Genomic DNA, 24,779 nt, shown 5'->3' on the forward strand with positions numbered 1-24,779 from the left:
CACCACGCCGAACAGCGGGCTTCGGACGTGCATGAGGGCAAAATCAGCCCGCGAACGGAGGGTAATATGAATTACGCAGCCCGCGGCACGATGCTTGCCGCGATCCTGTTCTGCTCGATGGGAACGGCTTCGGCCGATGCGATACCCGGCATGCGCGGCCACGACCACACCGGCATCACGGTGCCCGACATGAAGCAGGCAGTCGACTTCTTCACCGAAGTCGTCGGCTGCAAGAAGGCGATGTCGTTCGGTCCGTTCGCCGATGACAAGGGCACCTTCATGCAGGATCTTCTGGGCGTCGATCCGAAGGCTGTCATCGAGCAGGTCACCATGGTGCGTTGCGGTTATGGATCGAACATCGAGCTGTTCAAGTACACCGCGCCTGACCAGAAGGATTTGACTCCGAAGAACAGCGATATCGGCGGCTTCCACATTGCCATGTATGTCGATGATGTCGCCGCGGCGAAAGCCTATCTCGACGGCAAGGGGGTGAAGACGCGGATGGGTCCGCTGCCGGTCAAGGAAGGTCCGGCGGCCGGCCAGACCATCCTCTATTTCCAGGCGCCATGGGGATTGCAACTGGAGGCGATCAGCTATCCCGATGGGATGGCCTATGAGAAGGGTGCCGAGACTGTGCTGTGGAGCCCGAAGAACCCGGACAAGTGATTTCCAGAGCGCGCTTGCGGGGCCAGCCCGCAGGCGCGCCACCCGTGTCCAGCAATCGTTCCAACATGAAACTTTAAGCTTGAAATATTTCATCTCCGGCGCGATACTTGAGATGCAGCAAGCGAAGAGGAGATCGCACGGATGAAGGTTGCGGTTCTCGGTGGCGGACCAGCCGGCCTCTACTTTGCCATTTCAATGAAGCTGCGGGACGCCGCCCACGAGGTCACGGTGTTCGAGCGCAACCGCGCCGACGATACGTTCGGCTGGGGCGTCGTGCTGTCGGCCGAAACACTCGACAACCTTGCCAAAAACGACCCGGTCAGCGCTGTCTGGATCAAGAAGCATTTCGCCTATTGGGACGACATCGCCGTCATCCATGACGGCGTGCGCACGGTCTCGTCGGGCCACGGTTTCTGTGGCATCGGCCGCAAGCGGCTTCTGATCCTGCTGCAGCGACGCGCGCGCGAACTTGGCGTGAGGCTGATGTTCGAGAGCGATATCGCCGACCCTCAGCCCTATATGGAGACGCATGATCTGGTCGTCGCCGCCGATGGGCTGAACTCAAGGGCGCGCAACACCTTCGTCGAAGTCTTCAAGCCCGACATCGACACCCGCAAATGCAAATTCGTCTGGCTCGGCACCAACCAGAAATTCGACGACGCCTTCACCTTCATCTTCGAGAAGACCGAGCATGGCTGGGTGTGGGCGCACGCCTATCAATTCGACAGCGAGACAGCGACCTTCATTGTCGAGTGCAGCGAACAGACCTGGGCTGCCTTCGGCTTCGGCGCCATGTCGCAGCAGGAATCCATCGCCGTCTGCGAGCGCATTTTTGAGAAACATCTCGGCGGCCACGCTCTGATGACCAATGCCAATCACATCAGAGGTTCGGCCTGGATCAATTTCCCGCGCGTGCTCTGCGAACGCTGGTCCTACAAGAACCTGGCGCTGATGGGCGACGCGGCGGCCTCGGCACATTTCTCGATCGGCTCAGGCACCAAGCTCGCATTGGAAAGCGCGGTGGCGCTGGCCGAATATGTCAAAACCGAACCGGACCTCGACGCCGCCTTCCGCAAGTATGAGGATGCGCGCCGCACCGAGGTGCTGAAGCTGCAGTCGGCGGCGCGCAATTCGCTGGAGTGGTTCGAGGAGGTCGAGCGCTATCTCGGCCTCGATCCGGTACAGTTCAATTATTCGCTGCTGACCCGCTCGCAGCGCATCAGCCACGAGAATTTGCGGCTGCGCGATGCCAAATGGCTTGAAAGCGCCGAGCAATGGTTCCAGCGCCAGGCGGGGGCAGGCGGCAACAGGCAACGCCGGGCACCGATGTTCGCGCCGTTCAAACTGCGCGACATGCAGCTCAACAACCGCATCGTCGTTTCGCCGATGGCGCAGTACAAGGCCGTCGATGGCTGCCCGACCGACTGGCATTTCGCCCACTATGCCGAGCGTGCCAAGGGCGGCGCCGGGCTTGTCTATATCGAGATGACCTGCGTCAGCCCGGAAGGACGCATCACGCCCGGTTGTCCCGGCTTCTATGCGTCCGAACATGAGGTGGCGTGGAAGCGGCTGGTCGATTTCGTCCACACCGAGACCGAGGCTAAAATCTGCGCCCAGATCGGGCATTCCGGGGCCAAGGGCTCGACCCGTGTCGGCTGGGAGGGCACCGACGTGCCGCTCTCCTCGGGCAATTGGCCGGTCATGGCGGCCTCGGCGATTGCATGGTCGCCTGAGAATCAGGTGCCGAAAGCCATGGACCGCGCCGACATGGACGAGGTGCGTGACCAGTTCGTCGCGTCCACCGAGATGGCAGATCGCTGCGGTTTCGACATGCTCGAGATCCATGCCGCGCATGGCTATTTGCTGTCGTCCTTCATCACGCCGGTCACCAACCAGCGCACGGATGAGTATGGCGGTTCGCTGGAAAATCGCATGCGCTATCCCCTGGAAATCTTCCATGCGGTGCGCGCCGCCTGGCCGCCGCGAAAGCCGATTTCGGTGCGCATTTCGGCCAATGATTGGGTCGGCATCGAAGGTGTGACGCCGGCCGATGCGGTGGAGATCGCGCGGATGCTGCACGAAGCCGGCGTCGACATATGCGACGTCTCGGCAGGCCAGACCTCGATTGCCGCCAAGCCTGTCTATGGCCGAATGTTCCAGACGCCGTTCTCGGACCGGATCCGCAACGAGGTCGGCATGGCGACGATGGCGGTCGGCAACATCTACGAGCCGGATCATGTCAATTCGATCCTGATGGCCGGCCGCGCCGACCTGGTGGCCCTGGCACGGCCGCATCTCGCCGATCCCTACTGGACGCTGCATGCGGCCGTGACGCTCGGTGATCGTGGTGTCAAATGGCCGGATCCCTATCTGCCCGGACGCGACCAGATCTACCGGCTGGCCGAGCGCGATGCGGCGGCGGGGCTGAAAGTATGACGACGGCCTTGGCGATTTCAGGCAAACATGCGCTGGTCACTGGCGGCGGCTCCGGCGTCGGCCGGGCCATCGCGCTCGTGCTGGCCGAGGCCGGCATAGAGGTGACCATATGCGGGAGGCGCGACGCCGAGCTTGCCAAGTTGGCCGGCGAGAACGACCGCATCCACGCCATGTCAGCCGATGTCACCGACGAGGCGGCGATGATTTCGCTCTACGCGCAAGCGGAAGCCGTGCGCGGCCCGTTCGACATCGTCGTCGCCAATGCCGGCATGGCCGGCAGCACGCCGGCGCACAGGACCTCGCTTGCCGACTGGCAGCGGACGCTCGACGTCAATCTGACCGGCGCCTTCCTGACGGTGAAGCCGGCGCTGGCCGGCATGGCCGCGCGCAAGGCGGGCCGGATCGTCTTCGTCGCCTCGACCGCAGGGCTGAAAGGCTACGCCTATGTCGCGCCCTACGTGGCGGCCAAGCATGGGGTGGTCGGGCTGATGCGGGCACTGGCGGCCGAGACGGCGAAATCCGGCGTGACCGTCAACGCCGTTTGCCCGGGCTTCGTAGAGACCGACATGCTGGCGGACTCCATTCAGCGCGTCGTCGAAAAGACCGGCCGCTCAGTCGAGCAGGCGCGGGCGAGCCTTGCCTCGACCAACCCGCAAGGCCGTTTCATCCAGCCGCAGGAAGTTGCCGCGACGGTGCTCTGGCTGTGCGGCGATGCGGCTGCGTCGATTACCGGACAAGCAATTTCGATCTCAGGAGGCGAAACATGGTAGCCGGCCCATTGCCCGCGCCGTCGGGACCCGGCAAGGACCGGCTGCGTCTCTGGATCAGGCTGCTGCGCGCCTCGCGCACGATCGAAGCGGAGCTGCGCGAGCGCCTGAAGAAGGAATTCGATACGACGCTGCCGCGTTTCGACGTCATGGCCGCCCTCTACCGCGCGCCGGAAGGCATGCTGATGAGCGATCTGTCGCGCTTCCTGCTGGTATCCAACGGCAATGTCACCGGCATCGTCGACCGGCTGGTTTCGGAAGGGGTGGTCGCGCGCGCGCGCCGCAATGGCGATCGCCGCACATCCATGGTGCGACTGACCGACGAGGGTTCCAAATCTTTTGCCGCAATGGCCGCGGCGCATGAGGGTTGGATCGGAGAATTGCTGGCCAAGGTCAGCGAGGAGGATGCGCGCCGGCTGACCGGCATGCTGACCTCGTTCCGCAGCAACTGGGAGGGACGCGAATGAGTTCGATGGCCGGCCTCAAGCCGAAGCACTTCCTTTGGGAAGTCGAAGGCAGGATCGCCAAGGTGCGGCTCGACCGGCCGGAGCGCAAGAATCCGCTGACCTTCGACAGCTATGCGGAACTGCGCGACACGTTCCGCGATCTCGTCTATGCCGACGACGTCGACGCCGTGGTGTTCCTGCCCAATGGCGGCAATTTCTCCTCGGGCGGCGATGTCCACGACATTATCGGCCCCTTGGTCAAGATGGACATGAAGGAATTGCTCGCCTTCACCCGCATGACCGGCGATTTCGTCAAGGCGATGCTCAATTGCGGCAAGCCGATCATCGCGGCGGTCGACGGGGTCGCGGTCGGCGCCGGCGCCATCATCGCCATGAGCGCCGACATCCGCATCGCCACGCCGGAGGCCAAGACCGCTTTCCTGTTCACCCGCGTCGGGCTTGCCGGCTGCGATATGGGCGCGTGCGCGATCCTGCCGCGCATCATCGGCCAGGGCCGTGCCGCCGAATTGCTCTACACCGGCCGCACGATGACGGCGGCGGAAGGCGAGCGCTGGGGCTTCTACAACAGGCTGGTCGATGCCGCAGTGCTCGAGGCCGACGCGCTCGAGATGGCGGCGCGCATCGTCTCCGGCCCGACCTTCGCGCACGGCATCACCAAGACGCAGCTCAACCAGGAATGGTCGATGGGCCTCGACCAGGCAATCGAAGCGGAAGCGCAGGCGCAGGCGATCTGCATGCAGACGCGTGACTTCGAGCGCGCCTACAAGGCCTTCGTGGCCAAGGAAAAACCGGTGTTCGAGGGGAATTGATGGCAGACAGGAGCTTCCTCAGCTGGCCGTTCTTTGAAGATCGCCACCGCGAACTGGCCGAAAGGCTGGAAGCATGGTGCGTCAGGAACCTGCCCGTCGATCACCATGACGTCGATGCCGCCTGCCGCGAACTGGTGGCGAAACTTGGCCGCGACGGCTGGCTGAAGCCGACGGCGCTCGATACGGACAATCCGGGACCGCTCGATGTCCGCACCTTGTGCATCACCCGCGAGACGCTGGCGCGCCATGACGGGTTGGCCGACTTTGCCTTCGCCATGCAGGGGCTCGGCACCGGCGCGCTCAGCCTGTTCGGCACGCCCGACCAGCAGCAATGGCTGGCAAAGACCAGGGCCGGCAAGACGATTTCCGCCTTCGCGCTTTCGGAGCCACGCTCCGGGTCGGATGTCGCCAACACCGAAATGATGGCGAGCCGCGATGGCGACTTCTATATCCTCAGCGGCGAGAAGACCTGGATTTCCAATGGCGGCATTGCCGATCTCTACGTCGTCTTTGCCCGCACCGCCGAGGCACCGGGTGCCAAGGGACTTTCCGCCTTTCTCGTACCCGCTGATACCAAGGGGCTTGGCATTGCCGAGCGCCTTGAAGTGATCGCGCCGCATCCGCTGGCGCGGCTTTCCTTCGATCAGGTCCGGGTGCCGGCCTCGGCGCTGATCGGCAAACCGGGAGACGGCTTCCGCATCGCCATGTCGGTGCTTGACGTGTTCCGCTCCACGGTCGGCGCGGCGGCACTCGGCTTTGCCCGCCGGGCGCTGGACGAAAGCATCAGCAGGGTGGCCGAGCGCAAACTTTTCGGCGCTCCGATGGCAGAGCTGCAGATGGTGCAAGGCCATATCGCCGACATGGCGCTGGACATCGATGCCGCAGCGCTGCTGGTCTACCGCGCTGCTTGGACCAAGGACATGGGCGCGGCTCGTGTCACCCGCGAGGCGGCGATGGCTAAGCTGTTCGCCACCGACAAGGCGCAAGAGGTGATCGACAAGGCTGTGCAGCTGCATGGGGGGGACGGCGTCCGCAAGGGCCATATCGTCGAGAGCCTCTATCGCGAGATCCGCGCGCTACGCATCTACGAGGGCGCATCCGATGTGCAGAAGGTGGTGATCGCACGGCAGGTGATGGGCGCGGCCTGACGGCGATGTATTTGATTTGAGATTGATCTTTAAGAATACCGGGGAGGCTTGAAAATGCACGAGATCCTGCAGCCGGAGGGCTGGGCGAAACCGGTCGGCTACGCCAACGGCATTGCTGCGCGCGGCAGGCTCGTCTTCGTGGGCGGACAGGTCGGCTGGAACGGGCAGTGCCAGTTCGAGACCGACGATTTCGCCGGCCAGGTGCGGCAGACGCTGCAAAACATCGTCGCCGTGCTGGCGGAAGCCGGCGCGGAGCCACGGCACATCACCGCGATGACTTGGTATTTCACCGACAAGGCCGAATATCTCGGCAATCTCAAGGGTATAGGCGAGGCCTATCGCGAGGTGATCGGCCGGCATTTCCCAGCGATGGCCGCCATGCAGGTGGTGGCGCTGGTGGAAGATCGCGCCAAGATCGAAATTCAGGCAACCGCCGTCATTCCGGATTAACGAATTCGTTATTCCCGGATTGATCAGCAGCGCAGCCCCGCCCGCTTCAGCAGCGGAAATACGTGGTCGCAGAAATAGGGCAGTTCCTGGGTGTAGTTGACGAACGACAGCGCGATGCCCTGGTAGCCATGCCCGGCTATTGCCGCGATCTCGGCGGCAATCGTCTCCGGCGTTCCAACCAGCGGGTAGGTGCCGGCGCCGCCGGCGAAACGCTGCCGGTAGCGGTCATAGGCATGCGGGTCATGCGACTGCGAGAACTCCTTCTTGCCTGCCATATGAGCATCGACCGCATTGTGGTCGACCAGATCGACGGCATAGCGCGTGTAGTAGGCCTGCGCCTCTTCCATGGTTGGACGGCAGACGACATGCGCCACCGTGTAGACGCCGACGTTGCGGCCAACCTTGTCGGCCCGCTCGCTGATGTCGGCGACATGCTTGCCGGCATCGCTCATTTCCGAAAAGGTCGTGAACAGATAATCGCATCGGGCGGCGGCGAAATCCCGGCCCGGGCCACCGAAAGCAGCGTTCATGGTCACCGGGCGTGGAACCTGCAGGCTCGCCGGCCGGCTCACCGCCTCCTTGAGGCGATAGTAGGTGCCTTCATAGTCCAGAGGCTGGTCCGAGGCGTAGAGCTTCTCCAGGATTTCGATCCATTCGGCGGCCTGGTCGTAGCCCTTCTCGACCAAAGGCGTGCCGAACATGCCGAATTCCTTCGGGTTCCAGCCGCAGACGATGTTCAAGCCGGCGCGGCCCTGGCTGATATGGTCGACAGTTGCCAGCGCCTTGGCGGCATAGAGCGGATGCACCAGCGGCACATGCACGGTCATGAACAGGCCGATCTGCTCGGTGGCCACCGCCAGAGCTGCTGCCCAGGTGAAGGTCTCGAACGACCATTCGCGCACCTTGTTGCGGCCGCCAAAGCCACGCCAGCGCGCGATCGGAAGCATAAATTCCAGCCCGGCGCGGTCGGCGATCTGCGCCGCCGTCAGATTGTCCTGCCAGCTTGCCGTCCAGCGTTCCGGCACATCGGTGATGGCCAGACCGCCATCGGCATTGGTCGAAAAGACGCCGAGCTTCAGTTTGTTCGAGCCGTGCAGGGGATGCGTTTTGATCATCATGGGAACTCGTGGCGGGAGACCGACACGCTAGGCCCGCGCAAAAATATTTCAAGCCTGAAATAGCTTCGCCTCGCCGCCGATTGCGGATATGAATTTGGAGGGGAAAAGGGGATGGATATGAGCGCGTTCCGTCAGAAGTGCATCGGCAAGACCAATCTCGTCGGCTCCTTCGCCGCTATTCCCCATCCCGTCGCCGTCGAAGTGATGGCGCTCACCGGCCTCGACTTCGTCTGCATCGACTGGGAACATGCCCAGATCGCGCGCGACACGATCGAAACCATGGTGCGCGCGGCCGACGTGCATCGCGTGCCGGCCATGGTGCGTGTTCCCGGTCATGCGCCGGAAGCTATCCAGGCGGCGCTCGACAGCGGCGCACAAGGCGTGCTCGTGCCGCGCGTCTCGACCGCTGCTCAGGCCGAGGCGGCGGTGAAAGCCTCGCGCTATCCGCCGCTGGGCGAGCGCGGCGTCGGGCCTGGCCGCGCGGCCGGCTATGGCTATCGCATTCCCGAATATCTGGCCGCGGCCAATGACAGGGTGGTCGTCGCGGTCCAGGTCGAGACATCGGAGGGGCTGGCCAACATCGAGGCGATCGCGGCCATAGACGGCATCGATGTGGTCTTCGTCGGCCCCGGCGATCTCTCCGTGTCGATCGATGCGATCGGGCCGAAAGGCGTGGACAAGCTCAATGAGGCGATCACAAGGATCATCCGCGCGACCGTCGCGCATGGCAGGACATCGGGTATATTTTGCGCCAGGCCACAGACGATCAGCCAGTGGGCCGCTATCGGCGCGAGCTTCTTCGTGCTGGCCAGCGATACGATGTTTCTTGGCGCCGGCGCTGCGGCCAACTGCACCGCTGCGCGCGCCGAGCTGCGGTAGACGGGCGGGATCGGGCAAAAACTTTTTAAGCTTAAAACTTTTTCCTTGAAAAGCGCAGCACATTGGATAGCATCCAAACTCGATGGCGACTGTCGTGCCGGTGGGGCTTGCCGGGCAGTCCGTCGCGGTGCTCCGGGTGGGAGGGGTTTCAGTCCTTGTCGTTCATACTGCCCCAGTCATCGTCCAGCGCGCGTTATGCTTTCGACGGCGTACGTGCCCAGATCCGTGACCTGCACACCGAAAACATTGCCAACCTTGCCGTGCGCGCCCGAGAACTGGGCGACGTGATCGCGCTCTGGTACGGCGAAGGCGACATGGTGACGCCCGCTTTCATCCGCGACGCGGCGAAGGCCGCCTTCGATGAAGGCCAGACGTTCTACGTCCCTAACATGCGTGGGCACCCCCTACTGAACGAGGCGCTGTCGGAATACCAAACGCGCATTCACGGCCGGACGATCCCGATTGCGCGCACCACGGTCACGCCTGGCGGCATGCAGGCGCTGTACCTGGCGCTGGAACTGCTGGTCGATACCGGCAGCAACGTCGTCTATGTCGCGCCGCAATGGCCCAACATCCACAACGCCATCCATCTGATCGGCGGCGAGCCAAGGCCGTTTTCGCTCGACTTCAAGGGCGACTGGCATCTCGATCTCGACCGGCTGTTCGCCACTTGCGATGCGCGCACACGCGCGATCTTCCTGTCGACGCCGTCCAACCCGACCGGCTGGACCGCGTCGCGCGAGGAGATGCAGGCGCTGCTCGACTTCAGCCGGCGCACCGGCATCTGGATCATCTCCGACGAGGTCTATGGCCGGCTCTATTTCGACGGCAATGTTGCTCCTTCCATCCTGCAGATCGCCGAGGATGGCGACCGGGTGCTGTCGGTCAACAGTTTTTCGAAGGCGTGGGCGATGACCGGCTGGCGCATCGGCTGGCTGACGCATCCGTCGGGGGTGGCCGACCAGCTTGGCGCCATGACGCAGTACACCAACAGCGGCACCGCCGCGCCTATCCAGGCAGGCGCTGTCGCCGCCATCCGCCAAGGCGAGCCGCTGGTCGAGGAGATCAGGCAGCGGATCAAAACCGGCCTCGACCTTGCCTATGACAGGCTGGCCCAGATTCCCGGCATCATCCTGCCGACGAAACCGCGCGGAGGCATGTATGCCTTCTTTGCCATGGACGGCGAAAGCGACGCCCGGCAGGCCTGCGCCAGGATACTGGAGACGGCGCGCGTCGGGCTGGCTCCCGGCCACCTCTTTGGAAATTCGGCAGCGGCCTTCCTGCGGATGTGCGTGTGCCGTGAACGCGACCAGATAGCGACCGCGCTCGAGCGCATGGTCGCCGCCATGAATTGACGCCCCGCTGGGAGGTGGGACGGCAACAAACCGTGCGGGAGCAAACCCGCCCGATCACAACCAGAGGGAACACAAAATGAGCTTCACTCGTCGCAACCTGCTTCTTCTCGCCGCCACGATCGGCATCGCTGCCGGCCCGGCCACCGCCTTTGCCGCCGATGTGCTCAATGTCGGCGCCTACCCGACCAATCCGCCCTTCGAATACAAGAACGAGAGCGGCACGTTCGAGGGCTTTGAAGTCGACATCGTCAACGAAGCGGCCAAGCGTGCCGGCATGACCACCGACATTGCCGACCTCGGCTTCCAGGCGCTGTTCGCGGCTGTCAGTTCCAACCGCATCGATGTCGCGATCTCCTCGATCACCATCACGCCGGAGCGACTGAAAACGCTGTCCTTCACCCAGCCCTATTATGACTCCGACATGGGCATTGCGACGAAGACCGATAGCGCTGTTAACACCGAGGCCGACCTCAAGGGCAAGATCGTCGGCGTGCTTTCAGGCTCGACCGGCGAGACCTGGGTCAAGGCGCATCAGGAGGCTGACGGCTACAGCGACGTGAAGGGCTATGACACGCAGCAGAACCTGCTGCTCGACCTCAGCGCGGGCCGCGTGGACGCCGCCGTCAGCGATATTCCGGGCATGGAATACTCCTTCACCAAGATGAAGGACCTCAAGGTCAAGCAGCGCATCAAGACCGGCGAACAGTACGGCCTGATGATGAGCAAGGACCATCCGCTGCTCGGCAAGCTGAACGACGCGCTGACCGCGATGAAGAAGGACGGAACGCTGGCCGCGATCCACAAGAAGTGGTTCGGCAGCGACGCGCCAGCCGATTCCTCGACGGTCAAGGAAATGCCGCTGCCCAAGGCCTGACCGGCAATGCACTTAAATCGTGCCGGCTCCCGGGCCGGCACGATTCATTTCACGCTCCGGCGCCTGCTGCCGCACGGATAGCCTCATCGGAGGCAAGGTCGATTGGTTTTAACTTGAGCATCCTTTGCTCTGGGGTTCGGGAACGCTCCCATGTCGCTGATCGACACCTTCTTCAATCCTGACGTGATCATGTCCAGCCTGCCGGCGCTGTTGCGTGGCTTCCTGAACACGCTGCTGCTCGGCATTTTGAGTATCGGCATCGGCATTCCCATCGGCCTGGGGATCAGCCTGTTGCGGCTCTATGCGCCGAAGCCGCTGCGCTGGCTGGCGGTCGGCTACACCGACATCTTCCGCGCCCTGCCGGTGCTGGTGGTGCTGATCCTGATCTATTATGCGCTGCCCTTCCTCGGCATCCGTCTGTCGTCCTGGGCCTCCGCCGTGACGGCGTTCGCCATCATCATGTCGGCCTATTCAGCAGAAGTGTTCCGCTCCGGCATTGAGAGCATTCCGAAAGGCCAATTCGAGGCAGCACAGGCGCTCGGCCTGCCTTTCCTTTTGACCTTGCGCAAGGTGGTGCTGCCGCAGGCGATCCGCGTCGTCATCCCGCCGATGACCAGCAATTGCGTCTCGATGTTCAAGGACACGTCGCTCGCTTCCACCGTTGCGCTGCCTGAACTGTTGAAGGAAGCGACCAACGCGCAGTCGCTCTATGCCAATCCCTCGCCGCTGATCGGCGCCGCTTTGGTCTATCTCATCTTCCTCTGGCCGATGGTCCGCCTCGTCAGCCTGCTCGAAGACCGCTTCAAGACCGAGAAGACGCGCTGACCTCATCAACCGTCCCGCTTCCCAAGCCATTCGCAGGAGATACAGTTGAGCAATTCCCAAGCCGCCGGCGGCTTTCCGGTCGACACCATCCGCGCCATGTTTCCGGCCTTGCAGCGCGCCGGTGATTTCATCTTCATGGACAACGCCGCCGGCGCGCAGATCCCGCAGAGCGTGCTCGACGCGGTGACCAATCACCTGGTCTCGCACAATGTGCAGCGTGGTGGTCGCTATGGGCGCTCGGTCACGGTCGACCAATCGGTTGCGGATGCTCGGACGAGCGTGGCCTTGCTGATCAACGCCTACAGTCCGTCGGAAATCTGCTTCGGCATGAACGCCACCTCGTTCATTCGCCTGGTCAGCCTCGGCATCGGCCAGATGCTGGCCAAGGACACAGAGCGCGACGAGATCGTCATCACCGATATGGACCACGACGCCAACATCGCCACGTGGCTGGCGCTGGAGCCCGCCGGAGCGAAGTTCAAATGGTGGCGCATGCGCGAGGACGGCAACCTGCATGTCGACGACCTCAAGCCGCTGGTTTCCGATCGCACCCGTCTCGTCGCCTGCACGGTGACCGCGCATTCGATCGGTTCGGTCGTCGACGTCGCTTCGGTGGCCGCGATCGCGCATGCGGCCGGCGCCGAAGTGTTCCTTGACTGCGTGCATTACGGACCGCACGGGCTGATCGACGTGCAGGCCTGGGACTGCGACTATCTCGTCTGCTCCGGCTACAAGAATTTCTCGCCGCATATGGGCTTTCTGTGGGGCCGCTTCGAAACGCTGAAGCGGCTGCCGACCTTCCGCGAGGATTTCATCCCCGACGAGCCGCCTTACAAGGTCGAGGCCGGCACCTTCATCTACGAGAACGTCTCAGGCATGGATGCCGCGGTGCAGTACCTGGAACTGATCGGCCGCAATCTGGCGCCCTCCAACAACCGCTCGCGGCGCGACAACATCGTTGCCGGCATGGGCGCTATCCGCGACTACGAAGTGCTCCTGGCGCGTGAGATGCTCGCGGTGCTCAAAGCTTGCGGCGCGACCATTTACGGGGTTTCGGAAGAGACCCGCATCAACGAGCGCGTGCCGACCTTCTGCTTCAACATCGGCAAGCTGTCGCCGCAGCGGATCGTCGAGGAAATGGCTGAGATGCAGATCGGCATCCGCGACGGCCATATGTATGCGCCCCGGTTGATGAAGCGTCTCAACCTGTCGATGGACAGCGGCGCCATCCGCGCCTCGCTGGTCCATTACAACACGGTCGACGAGGTCAGGCGTTTCGGCCAGGCGTTGCGCGCCGTCGTAGCCAAGCTGTCGTAGCTTGTCCGTCAGATGTCTCCGGCGTGGAACATCGGCCCGCCCTTGTGGGCCGGGAAGCCATAGCCGTTGATCATCACCAGATCGATGTCGGAGGCACGCGCCGCGATGCCTTCGGCAAGCAAGGCCTTGCCCTCTTCGGCCATTGCCGCCAGCAAGCGCGTGACGATCTCATCGGGCGAAAAGCGGCGCGGCACGATGTCCTTGGCCGCCCGAACGGCCTCGATCAGCGCGGCCACTTGCGGGTCGCTCCTGCGCTCGCCGTCGGAATAATCGTACCAGCCGCGCCCGGTCTTGCGGCCGAAGCGGCCGGCCTCGCACAGCCGGTCGGCGATCTCGACATAACGTGCTTGCGGATCGCGCATCGCCGCCTGTCGCTTGCGCCGCGCCCAGGCTATCTCCAGCCCAGCCATGTCGTTGACCGCGAAGATCCCCATCGGGAAGCCCCAGGCCTCCAGCGCGGCATCCACCTCATCGGGTGCTGCGCCATCCTCCACCATGAACTCCGCCTCGCGGCGGTAGGCGGAATAGATGCGGTTGCCGATGAAACCCTCGGTAACGCCGCACACGACAGGCAGCTTGCCGAGCTTCCTGACGAAGGCGATCGCCGAGGCGAGCACATCGGGCGCCGTCGCCGCGCAATCCACCACTTCGGTGAGCCGCATGACGTTGGCCGGGGAGAAAAAATGCAGGCCGACGATCCGTTCGGGCCGGGCGGTTGCAGAGGCGATCTCGTCGGGGTTGAGGTAGCTGGTGTTGGTCGCAAGGATGGCGTCCGGGCGGACGATACGTTCGAGCTTCCGGAAGAGTTCGGTTTTTACCGCGAGATCGTCGAACACTGCCTCGATGACCAGATCGGCCTGCACCAGCCTGCCGGCGTCGCTGGCCGCTTCAAACCGGCTCAGCGCCTCCCTGCGCGCATGATCGGTGAGACGGCCGGATTGGACCGACTTGTCGAGAAGCCCGGCGATACGCTCGTATCCTTTTGCCGCGGCGCCGTCGTTCTGCTCGATGCCGATTACGCGATAGCCGGCATTCAAGGCCGAGACCGCGATGCCTGCACCCATCAGGCCGGTTCCGACGATACCGACGGTCTCGACCTTGCGAGGCGTGACACCCTCCAGCCTGTCGACTTTGCTGGCTTGCCTCTCGGCAAAGAAGACGTGGCGCAACGCTGCCGCTTCGCGAGAATCCCGGAGGCGCAGGAAGGTCGCGCGTTCGTCCGCAAGACCGTCCTCAAGTTTGGCCATGGACGCAGCCTGGACCAATCTCACGGCTTCTGCAGGCGCGATCTGTCCACGGCTGCGGGAAAGCACCATTCTTGCGGCTGCCGCTTCGGCTTCGGGTTGCGAGCGTGGGACGGAAAGCGCGCCCGTGCGCCGCAACGGTTGGCCAACGAGACGGCGGGCGACATCGAGCGCGCCTTCGGGAAGATCGTCTGCAATGGCATCGATCAGACCGAGAGTGAGCGCTTCGTCGGCTTTCGCGGGCCGACCCGTGCCGATCAGGTCGATTGCGGCGACCGTGCCGATGAGGCGGGGCAGGCGTTGGGTTCCGCCGGCCCCAGGCACTAACCCGAGCTTGACCTCGGGCAGGCCGAAGCTGGCCGCCTTGCTGGCCACCCGGTAGTGGCAGGCCAGCGCAATCTCGCAGCCGCCGCCGAGCGCCGCGCCGCCAACTGTCGCGACGACCGGTTTCGCGAAGCTCTCGATCGCTTCGATCACTTCAGGCAGTGTGGGCTTGATAGCGGGCTTGCCGAATTCCTTGATATCGGCGCCACCGATGAAGGTGCGCCCAATGGCGGTCAGCACCACGGCAGACACTTCATCCGACGCCGCACGCCCAAGCGCAGCCATCAGTCCGGCCCTGACATGGAAGGACAGCGCGTTGGCCGGCGGATTTTCGATCGTGACGACGAGAACGCCATCGACGATCTTGCCTGTGACACTCTCGGAAAATCGTGCTGTGTTCATGGAGTTTTATCCCGGAACGACGGCAAATCTTCCTCCTCCTTCTGCTCTCCGCCAAATGCCGGTGTCCCGGCTCGGACGGATGAAGAGCCATGGGGTTCTTCAAATAATTTCAATCTTAAAATAATTAGAATTCAAAAAACTTCAAGCCTACCGGAGTCGACTGCAAAAGGCGTCGCTACCACGACGGTGATCGGTCAGACTTGACGGTTGCACTGCGGTGCCGGGTCAAGGCGAGTTTGTGGAAACCTTCGGCAGCAGGGCTTTGAAATAGTCGATCGTCTGTTGCAGCCCGGCTTCCAAAGTCACCGTCGGCTCCCAGCCGACAAGCCTTTTGGCAAGGGTGATATCGGGCTGGCGGTGCCGCGGATCGTCTTGCGGAAGATCGCGGTAAATTATATCCGAACCTGATCCGGTCATCTGCGTCGTCAGTTCGGCCAAGCGCCTGATCGTTACTTCCCTTGGATTGCCGATGTTTACTGGACCGGTCACCTCCGGCCCCGTATCCATGAGGCGCAGCATGCCGCTCACCAGGTCGTCGACGTAGCAAAACGACCTTGTCTGTGAGCCGTCGCCGAAAATGGTTATCGGTTCACCACGAAGCGCCTGCACGATGAAATTTGAGACAACCCTGCCGTCTGCCGGGTGCATGCGCGGCCCGAACGTATTGAAAATCCGCGCGACCTTGACCCACAAGCCATGTTGTCGGTGATAGTCGAAGAACAGCGTTTCGGCGCAGCGTTTGCCTTCATCGTAGCATGAGCGCGGCCCGATCGGGTTTACATTGCCCCAGTAACTCTCGGGCTGCGGATGCACAGACGCGTCACCATAGACCTCACTGGTGGAGGCCTGAAAGACTTTGCATTTCAGCCGCTTTGCCAGTCCAAGAACATTGATGGCGCCGTGCACGGCGGTCTTGATCGTCTGAACCGGGTCGTACTGGTAGTGAACAGGCGAGGCCGGACACGCCAGGTTGTAAATCTCATCGACTTCGACGAAGAGCGGAAAGGTCACGTCATGGCGCATGAATTCGAAGCGGGGATGCTTGGCCAAATGGTCGATATTGCGCTTTGATCCGGTGAAAAGGTTGTCGACACACAAGATTTCGTCGCCTCGTTCCAACAGGCGGTCAATAAGATGCGAGCCGATAAACCCTGCGCCCCCGGTAACGAGAATGCGTCTGCGGCTGTCATAGAGTCTGGCCAATTTCTGCTCCCAGGCAAATGCTGATCGACCAGATATCGGTCGCCACACGCAGGATACGACGTGTCCGCAGCCAATGCACAAGGACCAAACTGAAATTTCGCAGATCCGCTCGGTGCCGATGCGAATTCCGATCCGGGCATTTGGTTTGATCAGAAGGCACGATTGAGGCCGATAGTGGCCTATGGATTGGCAGCAGAGAATATCAGCCCTGTCGTCAGGGCCGCCGCTGCGTAGATGGCCGGCAGAACCTGACGGTTCACCCCAATCCGCAGCAGAGAGTGGCTCGAAACCCGGTCCTGCTGGATTTTATCCACAACATCGATGGCATCGGCGGATGGCAACATGAAAATGGCAACGACCATTTTTCGTGAGACATTCCTCTTCGCGATAGAGCATCGTTGAATTGGCCAACAGCCTGCCATACAAGCACGTCGGCTCAACAGGTGGCTCGAGGAACCCCACGGATGTCCGAACGCATTGCAGTTATCGGCCTGGGTTATGTCGGCCTGCCGGTAGCCATTGCCTTTGGGAAGGTTTTCCCCGGCACCATAGCTTTTGACATCAGCGAGCGTCGGATCGGGGAATTGCGTGGCGGCGTCGATCGTACGGGGGAAGTTGACGCAACGGCGCTCAAGGAGACCTCGATAGGGCTGACCACCGATCGGGAGATGTTGAAAGGCGCTACTTTCTTCATCGTTGCCGTGCCAACCCCTATCGACGCAAATCGCGCTCCCGATCTAGCTTCTTTGAAACTGGCGTCCGAACTCGTCGGCGAGGCGGTGAGCAAAGGCGCCGTCGTCGTTTTTGAGTCGACAGTCTATCCAGGTGTGACCGAAGATTTCTGTGGGCCGATCATCGAGCAGGTTTCCGGCCTGCGACATCCCCGCGACTTTGCCCTCGGCTATTCGCCCGAACGCGCCAACCCCGGCGATCGGGAACACTCGCTGCAAAAGATCGTCAAAGTCGTCTCCGGCGAGAATAACGAGACGCTGGAGCGCGTCGCGAACGTTTATGGCCGTATCATAGATGCCGGCGTCTACCGCGCCCCGTCGATCAAGGTGGCCGAGGCAGCGAAGGTTATCGAGAACACCCAGCGCGATCTGAACATCGCGCTGATGAACGAACTGGCAATGATCTTCGAACGGCTCGATATCCGGACGCAGGATGTTCTTGATGCTGCGTCGACGAAATGGAACTTCCTTCCCTTCAAACCGGGGTTCGTCGGCGGCCACTGCATCAGCGTCGATCCATATTATTTGACCGCCAAGGCCGAGGCCGAAGGTTACCATCCGCAGATCATCCTCGCCGGACGTCGCATCAATGACGGCATGGGGGCCTTCGTCGCCCAGCAGGTTGTCAAACGGCTGATTGGTTCTGACACGCCCGTCAAAGGGGCTTCTGTCGGCATTCTCGGGCTGACATTCAAGGAGGACGTGCCGGATTTGCGCAACAGCCGCGTTTTCGACATGGTCAAGGAACTAAGGCAGTTCGGAATTGTCCCGAAAGTCCATGATCCCCTTGCCGATGTCGAAACCGCTCGGCGTGATCACGGCGAAACAATCCTGCCGCTCGATGAGATAAACGATTTGCAGGCGCTTGTTCTGGCGGTGCCTCACAGGCAATATCTCACCAACGAAAGAGCGCGTCTTTTTCAAATGATCAGGCCGGGGGGGACACTGTTCGATGTCAAGTCGGCCATCAAGCCCAATGAAGTTCCCGAAAACATAAAATACTGGAGCTTGTAAAGCTCGCCTGAAATTAACGCTAGGATATGCAGTGACATCAAGCAGGCCGATACTGATCACCGGCGCAGCCGGGTTCATAGGGTTTCATCTTTGCCTGAGGCTGCTTGCCGAAGGACGCCAGGTTATCGGCCTCGACTCCATGAACGAGTATTATGACGTCAGCCTGAAGCAGGCTCGTCTCGAGCGGCTGAAAGCGTTTTCGAATTTTTGTTTCGAGCATGCCGATCTCACGGAGCGGGACCGTATTTCGGAGCTCTTCCTTTCGGCCGCGCCGGAGGTTGTCGTCAATCTCGCGGCGCAAGCCGGCGTACGCTATTCGATCAGCAATCCGCACGCCTATGTGGAAAGCAACCTCAGCGGCTTTGTCAACATCCTGGAAGGATGCCGGCAGGCCTCCGTCGGCCATCTGGTCTATGCATCGTCGAGTTCGATTTATGGCGGCAGCACCCGCATGCCGTTTTCCGTGCACGATCCGGCGGACCATCCGCTCAGCCTTTACGCCGCAAGCAAGAAGGCGAACGAGCTGATGGCACACACATACAGCCATCTGTTTCGACTGCCGACCACCGGGCTGCGTTTTTTCACCGTCTATGGTCCGTGGGGGCGGCCGGACATGGCGCTGTTCATCTTCGCCAAGGCTATCCTCGCCGGCGAGCCGATCGAGGTCTTCAACTATGGCAACATGCAGCGGGATTTCACCTATATCGACGACATTGTCGAAGGTATTATCCGCGTCATGCAGCAACCCGCGACACCCAATCCTGAGTGGAAAAGTGTCGCGCCAGACCCAGCGACCAGCAACGCCCCGTTCAGGATTCACAACATCGGCGGCAATTCGCCCGTTCAACTGAACCGATTGATCGAGGTGCTCGAAGACGCGCTGGGACGCAAGGCAAACCGCAACCTCAGGCCACTTCAGCCAGGCGACGTTCCGGCAACTTTCGCCAATGTCAGCTCGCTCGAGGAGGCGACCGGCTTCAAGCCCAAAATCCCGATCGAAATAGGGGTTCCGCGCTTTGTCGAATGGTACCGGGAGTTCTACCGATCATGATCGGACGCTTCGCCACCTGGAGGCGGCTGGCTCCTGACCAGCCATCGCTGGCGCCTGCCGCTCGGAAAACTCAATAAGCCGCAGCCGAACTGGGTGTCGCCTGAAGGCGGTGAATATCTTTCCGGGGCGGCGCACCGAACAGGCGACGATATTCTCGGCTGAACTGCGAAGGGCTGTCATAGCCCACCGCGAACCCGGCCGTGCCTGCGTTTGCGCCGCCGGCAAGCATAATCCTTCGCGCCTCCTGCAGGCGCAGCTGCTTCTGGTATTCGAGCGGGGTCATGCGCGTAATCGCCTTGAAATGGGCATGAAGGGACGACGCGCTCATGCCTGATGCCGCCGCAATGTCTTCGATGCGCAGTTGTGCCTGGAAATGATTGCGGATCGTGGCGATGGCGCGGCTGACCTGGCTCAGGTGGCTGTCCACCGACGCCATCTGGCGAAGCGTGTCACCGTGCGGTCCGGTGAGGAGCCGGTAAAGGATTTCGCGTTCGATCAGCGGCGCCAGCACGGTGATGCTCTCGGGGCGATCGAGCAGCCTGACAAGCCGACAGGCGGCATCAATCAGGTCGGGGTCACTTGGATAGGCAGCTAACACCGGCAGATCCCTGCTGGGGGATGCACGTCCTTCTTTCACAAGCAGTTCGGCCAGCGCGGTGGAATCAAAATCTATCTTGCAACAGAGGTAGGGCGCCGCCGGGCTCGCCTCCAACACATGCCCGACCAGCGGCAGGTCGACCGAGACGAGCAGGTAGCTCGATGCGTCATAGACCACGCTCTGGTCGGCCAGCGAGACGCGCTTCGATCCTTGGGCGATTATGCAAAGCGACGCCTCGTAGACCGCAGGCACGGGTGCACTGGGCTGGTTGGCGCGAATGAGCGACAGCCGCGGCACCGCAGTGCCGGCCATGCCAGATTTCGGCGCAAAGCGGGTGATCAGCTCGGCGAGTTCATTGATTTTCCCCATGCCGCATAATCTTCATGGCGCGAAATTTTGCAAGGCATTTCGAGTTCATTTGGAGGATCGTGCAAACTCTTTGGACGATCACGCTACCGCCCTTTGCCGGTTCGCCGCCATCTATCTCCCCGTCACCGCAGCGAAAAAGGAACGATCATGACGGGACTTAAAGACAAGGTTGTACTCATCACCGGCGCCTCCAGCGGCATCGGCGAAGCGACGGTTCGGGAACTTGCCGGTGCCGGCGCCAGACTGTTCATCGGGGCCCGCCGCACCGAGCGGCTCAAGGCGCTGGCCGCAGAACTTGGCAAAGGCGTCGCGTGGCGCGAACTCGACGTGACTGACGCGGCGAATTTCGACGCCTTTGCCGATGCCGCTCATGCCGAATTCGGGCAGATCGATGTGCTGGTCAACAATGCCGGCGTCATGCCGCTGTCGCCGCTTGCCGCGCTGAAGCGCGATGAGTGGTCTCGCATGATCAATGTCAACATCGGCGGCGTGCTGAACGGGATCGCCGCGGTGCTGCCGCGCTTCGTCGCCCAGAAGAATGGGCATATCGTCAATGTCGCCTCGGTCGGTGCGCATATCGTGCTGCCCACCGCGGCGGTCTATTGCGGCACGAAATATGCCGTCTGGGCAATCACCGAGGGGCTGCGGCAGGAGCATGACGACATCCGCGCCACGATCATCTCCCCCGGAGTGACCGCAACCGAACTGGGCGACGATATCAGCGATCCTCAGGTCGCCACGGCTCTGAAAGAATGGCGGCAGAAGTCGCTCACACCGGACGCCATTGCACGGGCGATCCGTTTTGCGCTTGATCAACCCGATGGCGTGGACGTCAACGAAGTGATCGTGCGGCCAACCGCTGCCAATATGTAGAACTTGCTGCCGGATGCCGGCTTTCGGCGAGCTAGGGCGCTCTCCGAGATCCGGCAACGGCACACCCCTTAATGCACCCGCCCTCAGCCTCTGGCGCAACTCCCGCGGGCCACATCGTACCGGCTCTCGAACGCGCGCGAAAAATGCGCACTCGAATTGAACCCGCAAGCAAAGGCGATTTCCGAGATCGTGGGCGACACTCGGGCGGGCGACAACAATTCTTCCTTGCTGCGCTCCAGCCGCCTGTCCCAGACGAAGCGTTCCGGTCTCGCGGCAAGGCCGGTGCGCCGCTGGGAACTTAACCCCCTAATCATCTCCCCCTGCGACGGTAGAGATGTCAGGCTTCGCCGGCCAGGCGCGCTGAAATCAGCCGCGCCGCCTTGATCACCGCTTCGCCCTGGCTGGCCGCCATGCTGTCATCGGCGCGTGACACAGGCGAGGCCACCGCCAGAGTGCCTAAAGGACGGCCATCGGAGCCGAGGATTGCCGCGGCTATGCTGTGGACGCCTTCTTCATAGCCTTGGGAGCTCGAGGAATAGCCGCGCTTGGCGGCAAGCCGGATCGCCTTCATCAGCCTGTCGGGCTGCGTCACCGTGTGTGGCGTGAAGGTCGGCAACGGCTTGTCGACATAGGCCTCGGCCGCTTCCCGAGGCGAAGCGGCGAGAAAGGCGATGCCGGAGGCGGTGCCGTGCAAGGGCAGCACCTGGCCGACATCGACATTGACCCGGTTGGCCTTTGCCGACAGCTCGACATGGACCGTCAGCAGTGCGCCGGCGCTGAATTCCGACAGATGCACCGTCTCGCCGGTTTCCAGCGCCAGCTCGCGAACCACAGGTGCTGCCACGCGCACGAAGGGAAAATGCGCGTCGCGAAACCGGGCCAGCCGCGACAGGCCGGCGCCGAGCCGGTAGCGGCGGCTTGCCGGCTCTTGTTCGATCAGGCGGTGGTCGGCCATCGCCATCAGCAGGCGCCGCGCCGTCGCCTTGTCGAGGCCGGTTTTGCGGGCGAGCTCGGACAGGCCGATCTCCGGTTCGCCGAGCGTGAACTGTTCCAACAGCGATATCGCTTTGCCGACTGTGCTCATCGTGCATCCTCAAGATACTTCGCATGGGAGGGAAGCCAATCCACCTTGCAGTCCGCTCATAGCACATAAAATGGTGGTTCAAATGACGAACCGTTTGGAAGCGACAAAAAACACCAGCAAGTTTCGCGGCGACATCAATCTCGATGCGCCGCGCCGTGCGCGGGGTGATGCTGCGCGGCAACACCTATCAACAGGTGGATCAACTCGGCGGCGCTGCGCCTGGCCGGCGTGTCGACCCAAACGCCTGATCCTGGCCGGCGCGGAAGCTTCAACTCTGCCCCAGCTGCGCGCGGCGCCAGGCGGCGGGCGCCTGGCCAACCCGCTCCCGGAAGAAGCGTGAGAAATAGGCCGGATCGTCGAAGCCGATTTCGTAGGCGATGTCCTCGACGGTGCGCACCGTGAACAGCAGCAAGCGCTTGGCCTCCAGCAACCGTCGCTCGCCCATGAGCCGCTTGACGCCGCTGCCAAGCACCCTATGGGCGGCCTTGTCGAGAAGATGCGGTGTCGTGGCCAGCACCTCGACGTAGCGGTCGACGGGCCAGTTGTCGCGGAAATGCGCATCGACCAGACGGCGCAAGCCGCGCGCCAATGCAGCATCGGAAGAACCGGTGGCATCCATTACCTCGGGACCAAGACGCGCGATGTGGGAGAGCGCGACGGCAATCAGCGCCGGCAGGGTCTTGTCACTCCCGGCCTGCGCCTCGGCATATTCCGTGGCGAGCATCTCCAGCACCGCCGCAAGCCTTTTCCACGCGACGTGCTGAGGAAGGCTATCGGCAAAGACCGGCCGGTCCAATGGCAGCAGGCTGTGAGCGGCTATTGCCGCAAGCGCATCATCGGCGACCGAAACGACGATGGCGTCGGTGCCGGGCCCGATCGAGAAGCCATGCACGATGGTGCTCGGCACGAAGCTGACGGCCGGCGCCGAAAAGTGCCAGGATTGATCCTCGATGCGATAAGTGCCGGAGCCGCTTGTCCAGTAGGTGATCTGGCCCATTTGCGGATGCTTGTGCGCGGCAACCTGGCCGAGATGAATGTTGCTGCGCGCAAGCACCGTCTCGACATGCAGGAAGCCGACATCGAGCGGCCGCACCGGCTCGCCATAGACAAAGAAATCAGGAATGGAATTGAGGCTCATGGCGCCGGAAAAAGTCCAATCGGTTTTGCCGTTACGTCCTAACCGATCCTTGCCAGGAGAGCTAGAGTTGATGCCATAAGTGGAGGAACATCATGCGATCGGAAGACTTTCGTGCCGACAATGGGCGCCCGTTCACCGGGGCCGAGTATCTGGAGAGCTTGCGCGACGGCCGCGAGGTCTACATCAACGGCGAGCGCATTGCCGATGTCACCACCCATCCGGCGATGCGCAATTCGGCGCGGTCGCTGGCGCGCCTCTATGATGCGCTGCACGATCCCAAGCGGCAGGGCACGCTGACCTCGCCTACCGATACCGGTTCGGGCGGCTACACCCACAAATATTTCCGCGTCGCCAAATCCTCCGGCGAACTCGCGGCCCAGCAGACCGCGATCGCCGAGTGGTCACGCATGTCCTATGGCTGGATGGGCCGCACGCCCGATTACAAGGCGGCACTGATGAACACGCTCGGCGCCAATGCCGACTGGTACGGCCCGTTCAAGGACAATGCGCTCGCCTGGCACAAGCGTGCGCAGGAAGCCGTGCTGTTCATGAACCACGCCATCGTCAACCCGCCGATCGACCGCCACAAGCCGGCCGAACAGGTGAAGGATGTCTTCGTCCACATCACCAAGGAGACCGACGCCGGCATCTATGTCTCCGGCGCCAAGGTGGTGGCGACGTCCTCGGCGCTGACCCACTACAATTTCCTGGCGCAGAGTTCGGCGACGGTCACCGAAGATCCGTCGCTGTCGGTCATGTTCATCGTGCCGATGAATGCGCCGGGGGTAAAGATGTTCTGCCGCGTCTCCTATGAGCAGACGGCCAACACGGCGGCGGCTCCGTTCGACTATCCGTTGTCGTCGCGCTTTGACGAGAACGATGCCATCCTGGTGCTCGACAATGTCTTCATCCCCTGGGAGGACGTGCTGGTGCTGCGCGAGGCGCAGAAAATCCTGTCCTTCCATCCGGCTTCGGGCTTCATGCATGGCTATTGCTTCCAGGGCTGCACACGCTTTGCCGTCAAGCTCGACTTCCTCGCCGGCCTGCTGGCAAAGGCGCTGCGCGCCACCGGCGGCGATGCCTTCCGCGGCAACCAGGCGGCGCTGGGCGAGGTGATCGCGCTCAGGCACATGTTCTGGAGTTTCTCCAACGCCATGGCCTACAATCCGATCCCCTGGGCGAATGGCGCTGTCCTGCCCAACCTGGAAGCAGCCCTTGCCTACCGGACTTTCATGTCGGAAGCCTATCCGCGCGTCATCGACACGGTGCGCCGGGTGATCGCTTCTGGGTTGATCTACCTGCCGTCATCAGTGCGCGACTTCAACAATCCCGAGATCGACAAATACCTCGCGCAATATGTGCGCGGTTCCAACGACATGGGCCATGTCGAGCGCATCAAGATCATGAAACTGTTGTGGGACGCGACCGGCACCGAGTTCGGCGGCCGCCACGCGCTCTACGAACTCAACTATGCCGGTGCGCCGGAAGAGGTGCGGCTGCAGGTGCTGAAGGGCGCCGAACGCGGCGGCCGGCTGAAGGCCATGGAAGAACTGGTCGATACCTGCATGGCCGACTATGACGAGAATGGCTGGACGGGAGATACCTGGCTCAATCCGCTCGCTTCATCGGCTGGGTGA

At 62.4% G+C, this 24,779-nt stretch carries 24 protein-coding genes; 16 read left to right on the forward strand and 8 right to left on the reverse strand.

The features are described 5' to 3' along the window. Positions 1 to 66 precede the first annotated feature (66 nt). From X756_RS157380 to X756_RS157350, 7 genes are all read left to right on the forward strand, one after another. The gene (locus X756_RS157380) at positions 67 to 666 is read left to right on the forward strand and encodes a VOC family protein (protein WP_023699864.1); all 600 of its coding nucleotides are present in this window, start codon (positions 67 to 69) and stop codon (positions 664 to 666) included. Between the two features lie 141 nt (positions 667 to 807). Further along, positions 808 to 3,102: a bifunctional salicylyl-CoA 5-hydroxylase/oxidoreductase gene (locus X756_RS157375; RefSeq protein WP_023729159.1), complete on the forward strand. Its 2,295-nt coding sequence runs from the start codon at positions 808 to 810 to the stop codon at positions 3,100 to 3,102. Further along, on the forward strand, positions 3,099 to 3,872 hold the full coding sequence (locus X756_RS157370) for an SDR family NAD(P)-dependent oxidoreductase (RefSeq protein WP_023699861.1): 774 nt from the start codon (positions 3,099 to 3,101) through the stop codon (positions 3,870 to 3,872). Before X756_RS157375 ends, X756_RS157370 begins: the two co-directional genes overlap by 4 nt. Further along, on the forward strand, positions 3,866 to 4,336 hold the full coding sequence (locus X756_RS157365; RefSeq protein ID WP_023667803.1) for a MarR family transcriptional regulator: 471 nt from the start codon (positions 3,866 to 3,868) through the stop codon (positions 4,334 to 4,336). The genes X756_RS157370 and X756_RS157365 overlap by 7 nt, the downstream gene beginning before the upstream one ends. Beyond that, positions 4,333 to 5,145 carry an enoyl-CoA hydratase family protein gene (locus X756_RS157360; RefSeq protein ID WP_023729160.1) on the forward strand — a complete coding sequence of 271 codons (813 nt, stop codon included), beginning with the start codon at positions 4,333 to 4,335 and terminating at the stop codon, positions 5,143 to 5,145. The genes X756_RS157365 and X756_RS157360 overlap by 4 nt, the downstream gene beginning before the upstream one ends. Further along, complete coding sequence (locus X756_RS157355) at positions 5,145 to 6,293, forward strand: acyl-CoA dehydrogenase family protein (protein WP_023729161.1); 1,149 nt, start codon at positions 5,145 to 5,147, stop codon at positions 6,291 to 6,293. Before X756_RS157360 ends, X756_RS157355 begins: the two co-directional genes overlap by 1 nt. A 54-nt stretch (positions 6,294 to 6,347) precedes the next feature. Next, positions 6,348 to 6,743, forward strand: coding sequence for a RidA family protein (locus X756_RS157350; RefSeq protein WP_023667806.1), 396 nt, complete (start codon positions 6,348 to 6,350; stop codon positions 6,741 to 6,743). 23 nt (positions 6,744 to 6,766) lie between these two features. Here X756_RS157350 and X756_RS157345 read toward each other — a convergent pair whose 3' ends face one another. Next, positions 6,767 to 7,858, reverse strand: a complete 1,092-nt coding sequence (locus X756_RS157345; RefSeq protein ID WP_023729162.1) for an LLM class flavin-dependent oxidoreductase — start codon at positions 7,856 to 7,858, stop codon at positions 6,767 to 6,769. Positions 7,859 to 7,978: 120 nt separating this feature from the next. On the opposite strand from X756_RS157345, the gene X756_RS157340 reads away from it, so the two are divergent. The 5 genes from X756_RS157340 (at position 7,979) to X756_RS157320 (ending at position 13,111) form a co-directional block, all read left to right on the forward strand. Next, a complete protein-coding gene (locus tag X756_RS157340; RefSeq protein WP_023729163.1) occupies positions 7,979 to 8,740 on the forward strand; it encodes an HpcH/HpaI aldolase/citrate lyase family protein in 762 nt (253 codons plus the stop codon). Positions 8,741 to 8,895: 155 nt separating this feature from the next. Then, positions 8,896 to 10,095, forward strand: a complete 1,200-nt coding sequence (locus X756_RS157335) for a pyridoxal phosphate-dependent aminotransferase (protein WP_023729164.1) — start codon at positions 8,896 to 8,898, stop codon at positions 10,093 to 10,095. 76 nt (positions 10,096 to 10,171) lie between these two features. After that, positions 10,172 to 10,969, forward strand: a complete 798-nt coding sequence (locus X756_RS157330) for an ABC transporter substrate-binding protein (RefSeq protein ID WP_023682726.1) — start codon at positions 10,172 to 10,174, stop codon at positions 10,967 to 10,969. Between the two features lie 150 nt (positions 10,970 to 11,119). Beyond that, a complete protein-coding gene (locus tag X756_RS157325; RefSeq protein ID WP_023667812.1) occupies positions 11,120 to 11,794 on the forward strand; it encodes an amino acid ABC transporter permease in 675 nt (224 codons plus the stop codon). A 45-nt stretch (positions 11,795 to 11,839) separates the two neighbouring features. Beyond that, positions 11,840 to 13,111 (forward strand): cysteine desulfurase-like protein, encoded by a 1,272-nt coding sequence (locus X756_RS157320; protein ID WP_023729165.1) that lies wholly within the window; start codon positions 11,840 to 11,842, stop codon positions 13,109 to 13,111. Between the two features lie 8 nt (positions 13,112 to 13,119). Here X756_RS157320 and X756_RS157315 read toward each other — a convergent pair whose 3' ends face one another. The 3 genes from X756_RS157315 to X756_RS1000000169305 all read right to left on the reverse strand — a co-directional run bounded on the left by X756_RS157315 (position 13,120) and on the right by X756_RS1000000169305 (position 16,646). Then, positions 13,120 to 15,081 carry a 3-hydroxyacyl-CoA dehydrogenase NAD-binding domain-containing protein gene (locus tag X756_RS157315; protein WP_023729166.1) on the reverse strand — a complete coding sequence of 654 codons (1,962 nt, stop codon included), beginning with the start codon at positions 15,079 to 15,081 and terminating at the stop codon, positions 13,120 to 13,122. 225 nt (positions 15,082 to 15,306) lie between these two features. Then, positions 15,307 to 16,284 (reverse strand): UDP-glucuronic acid decarboxylase family protein, encoded by a 978-nt coding sequence (locus X756_RS157310; protein ID WP_023729167.1) that lies wholly within the window; start codon positions 16,282 to 16,284, stop codon positions 15,307 to 15,309. 179 nt (positions 16,285 to 16,463) lie between these two features. Then, positions 16,464 to 16,646 carry a hypothetical protein gene (locus tag X756_RS1000000169305; RefSeq protein WP_023667816.1) on the reverse strand — a complete coding sequence of 61 codons (183 nt, stop codon included), beginning with the start codon at positions 16,644 to 16,646 and terminating at the stop codon, positions 16,464 to 16,466. Between the two features lie 102 nt (positions 16,647 to 16,748). On the opposite strand from X756_RS1000000169305, the gene X756_RS157300 reads away from it, so the two are divergent. Next, positions 16,749 to 18,029: a nucleotide sugar dehydrogenase gene (locus tag X756_RS157300; RefSeq protein ID WP_023729168.1), complete on the forward strand. Its 1,281-nt coding sequence runs from the start codon at positions 16,749 to 16,751 to the stop codon at positions 18,027 to 18,029. Positions 18,030 to 18,060: 31 nt separating this feature from the next. Then, the gene (locus tag X756_RS157295; RefSeq protein ID WP_023807560.1) at positions 18,061 to 19,080 is read left to right on the forward strand and encodes an NAD-dependent epimerase; all 1,020 of its coding nucleotides are present in this window, start codon (positions 18,061 to 18,063) and stop codon (positions 19,078 to 19,080) included. 70 nt (positions 19,081 to 19,150) lie between these two features. Here the strand turns inward: X756_RS157295 and X756_RS157290 are convergent, their stop codons facing one another. After that, complete coding sequence (locus X756_RS157290; RefSeq protein ID WP_023729170.1) at positions 19,151 to 20,047, reverse strand: AraC family transcriptional regulator; 897 nt, start codon at positions 20,045 to 20,047, stop codon at positions 19,151 to 19,153. Positions 20,048 to 20,194: 147 nt separating this feature from the next. Between X756_RS157290 and X756_RS157285 the strand changes: the two genes are divergently transcribed. Beyond that, entirely contained in the window at positions 20,195 to 20,920 is a 726-nt protein-coding gene (locus X756_RS157285; protein ID WP_023729171.1) for an SDR family oxidoreductase, read from the forward strand. Between the two features lie 83 nt (positions 20,921 to 21,003). Here the strand turns inward: X756_RS157285 and X756_RS1000000167215 are convergent, their stop codons facing one another. The 3 genes from X756_RS1000000167215 to X756_RS157275 all read right to left on the reverse strand — a co-directional run bounded on the left by X756_RS1000000167215 (position 21,004) and on the right by X756_RS157275 (position 23,142). Next, a complete protein-coding gene (locus tag X756_RS1000000167215) occupies positions 21,004 to 21,234 on the reverse strand; it encodes a helix-turn-helix domain-containing protein (RefSeq protein WP_084569871.1) in 231 nt (76 codons plus the stop codon). 23 nt (positions 21,235 to 21,257) lie between these two features. Further along, complete coding sequence (locus X756_RS157280; RefSeq protein ID WP_023686930.1) at positions 21,258 to 22,004, reverse strand: IclR family transcriptional regulator; 747 nt, start codon at positions 22,002 to 22,004, stop codon at positions 21,258 to 21,260. A gap of 268 nt (positions 22,005 to 22,272) precedes the next feature. Further along, positions 22,273 to 23,142: a helix-turn-helix domain-containing protein gene (locus tag X756_RS157275; protein ID WP_023729172.1), complete on the reverse strand. Its 870-nt coding sequence runs from the start codon at positions 23,140 to 23,142 to the stop codon at positions 22,273 to 22,275. Between the two features lie 92 nt (positions 23,143 to 23,234). Here X756_RS157275 and X756_RS157270 point away from each other — a divergent pair, with 92 nt between their 5' ends. Continuing rightward, complete coding sequence (locus X756_RS157270) at positions 23,235 to 24,779, forward strand: 4-hydroxyphenylacetate 3-hydroxylase N-terminal domain-containing protein (RefSeq protein ID WP_023704721.1); 1,545 nt, start codon at positions 23,235 to 23,237, stop codon at positions 24,777 to 24,779.

It is taken from the genome of Mesorhizobium sp. LNJC405B00, assembly GCF_000502615.1.
GTDB lineage: Bacteria > Pseudomonadota > Alphaproteobacteria > Rhizobiales > Rhizobiaceae > Mesorhizobium.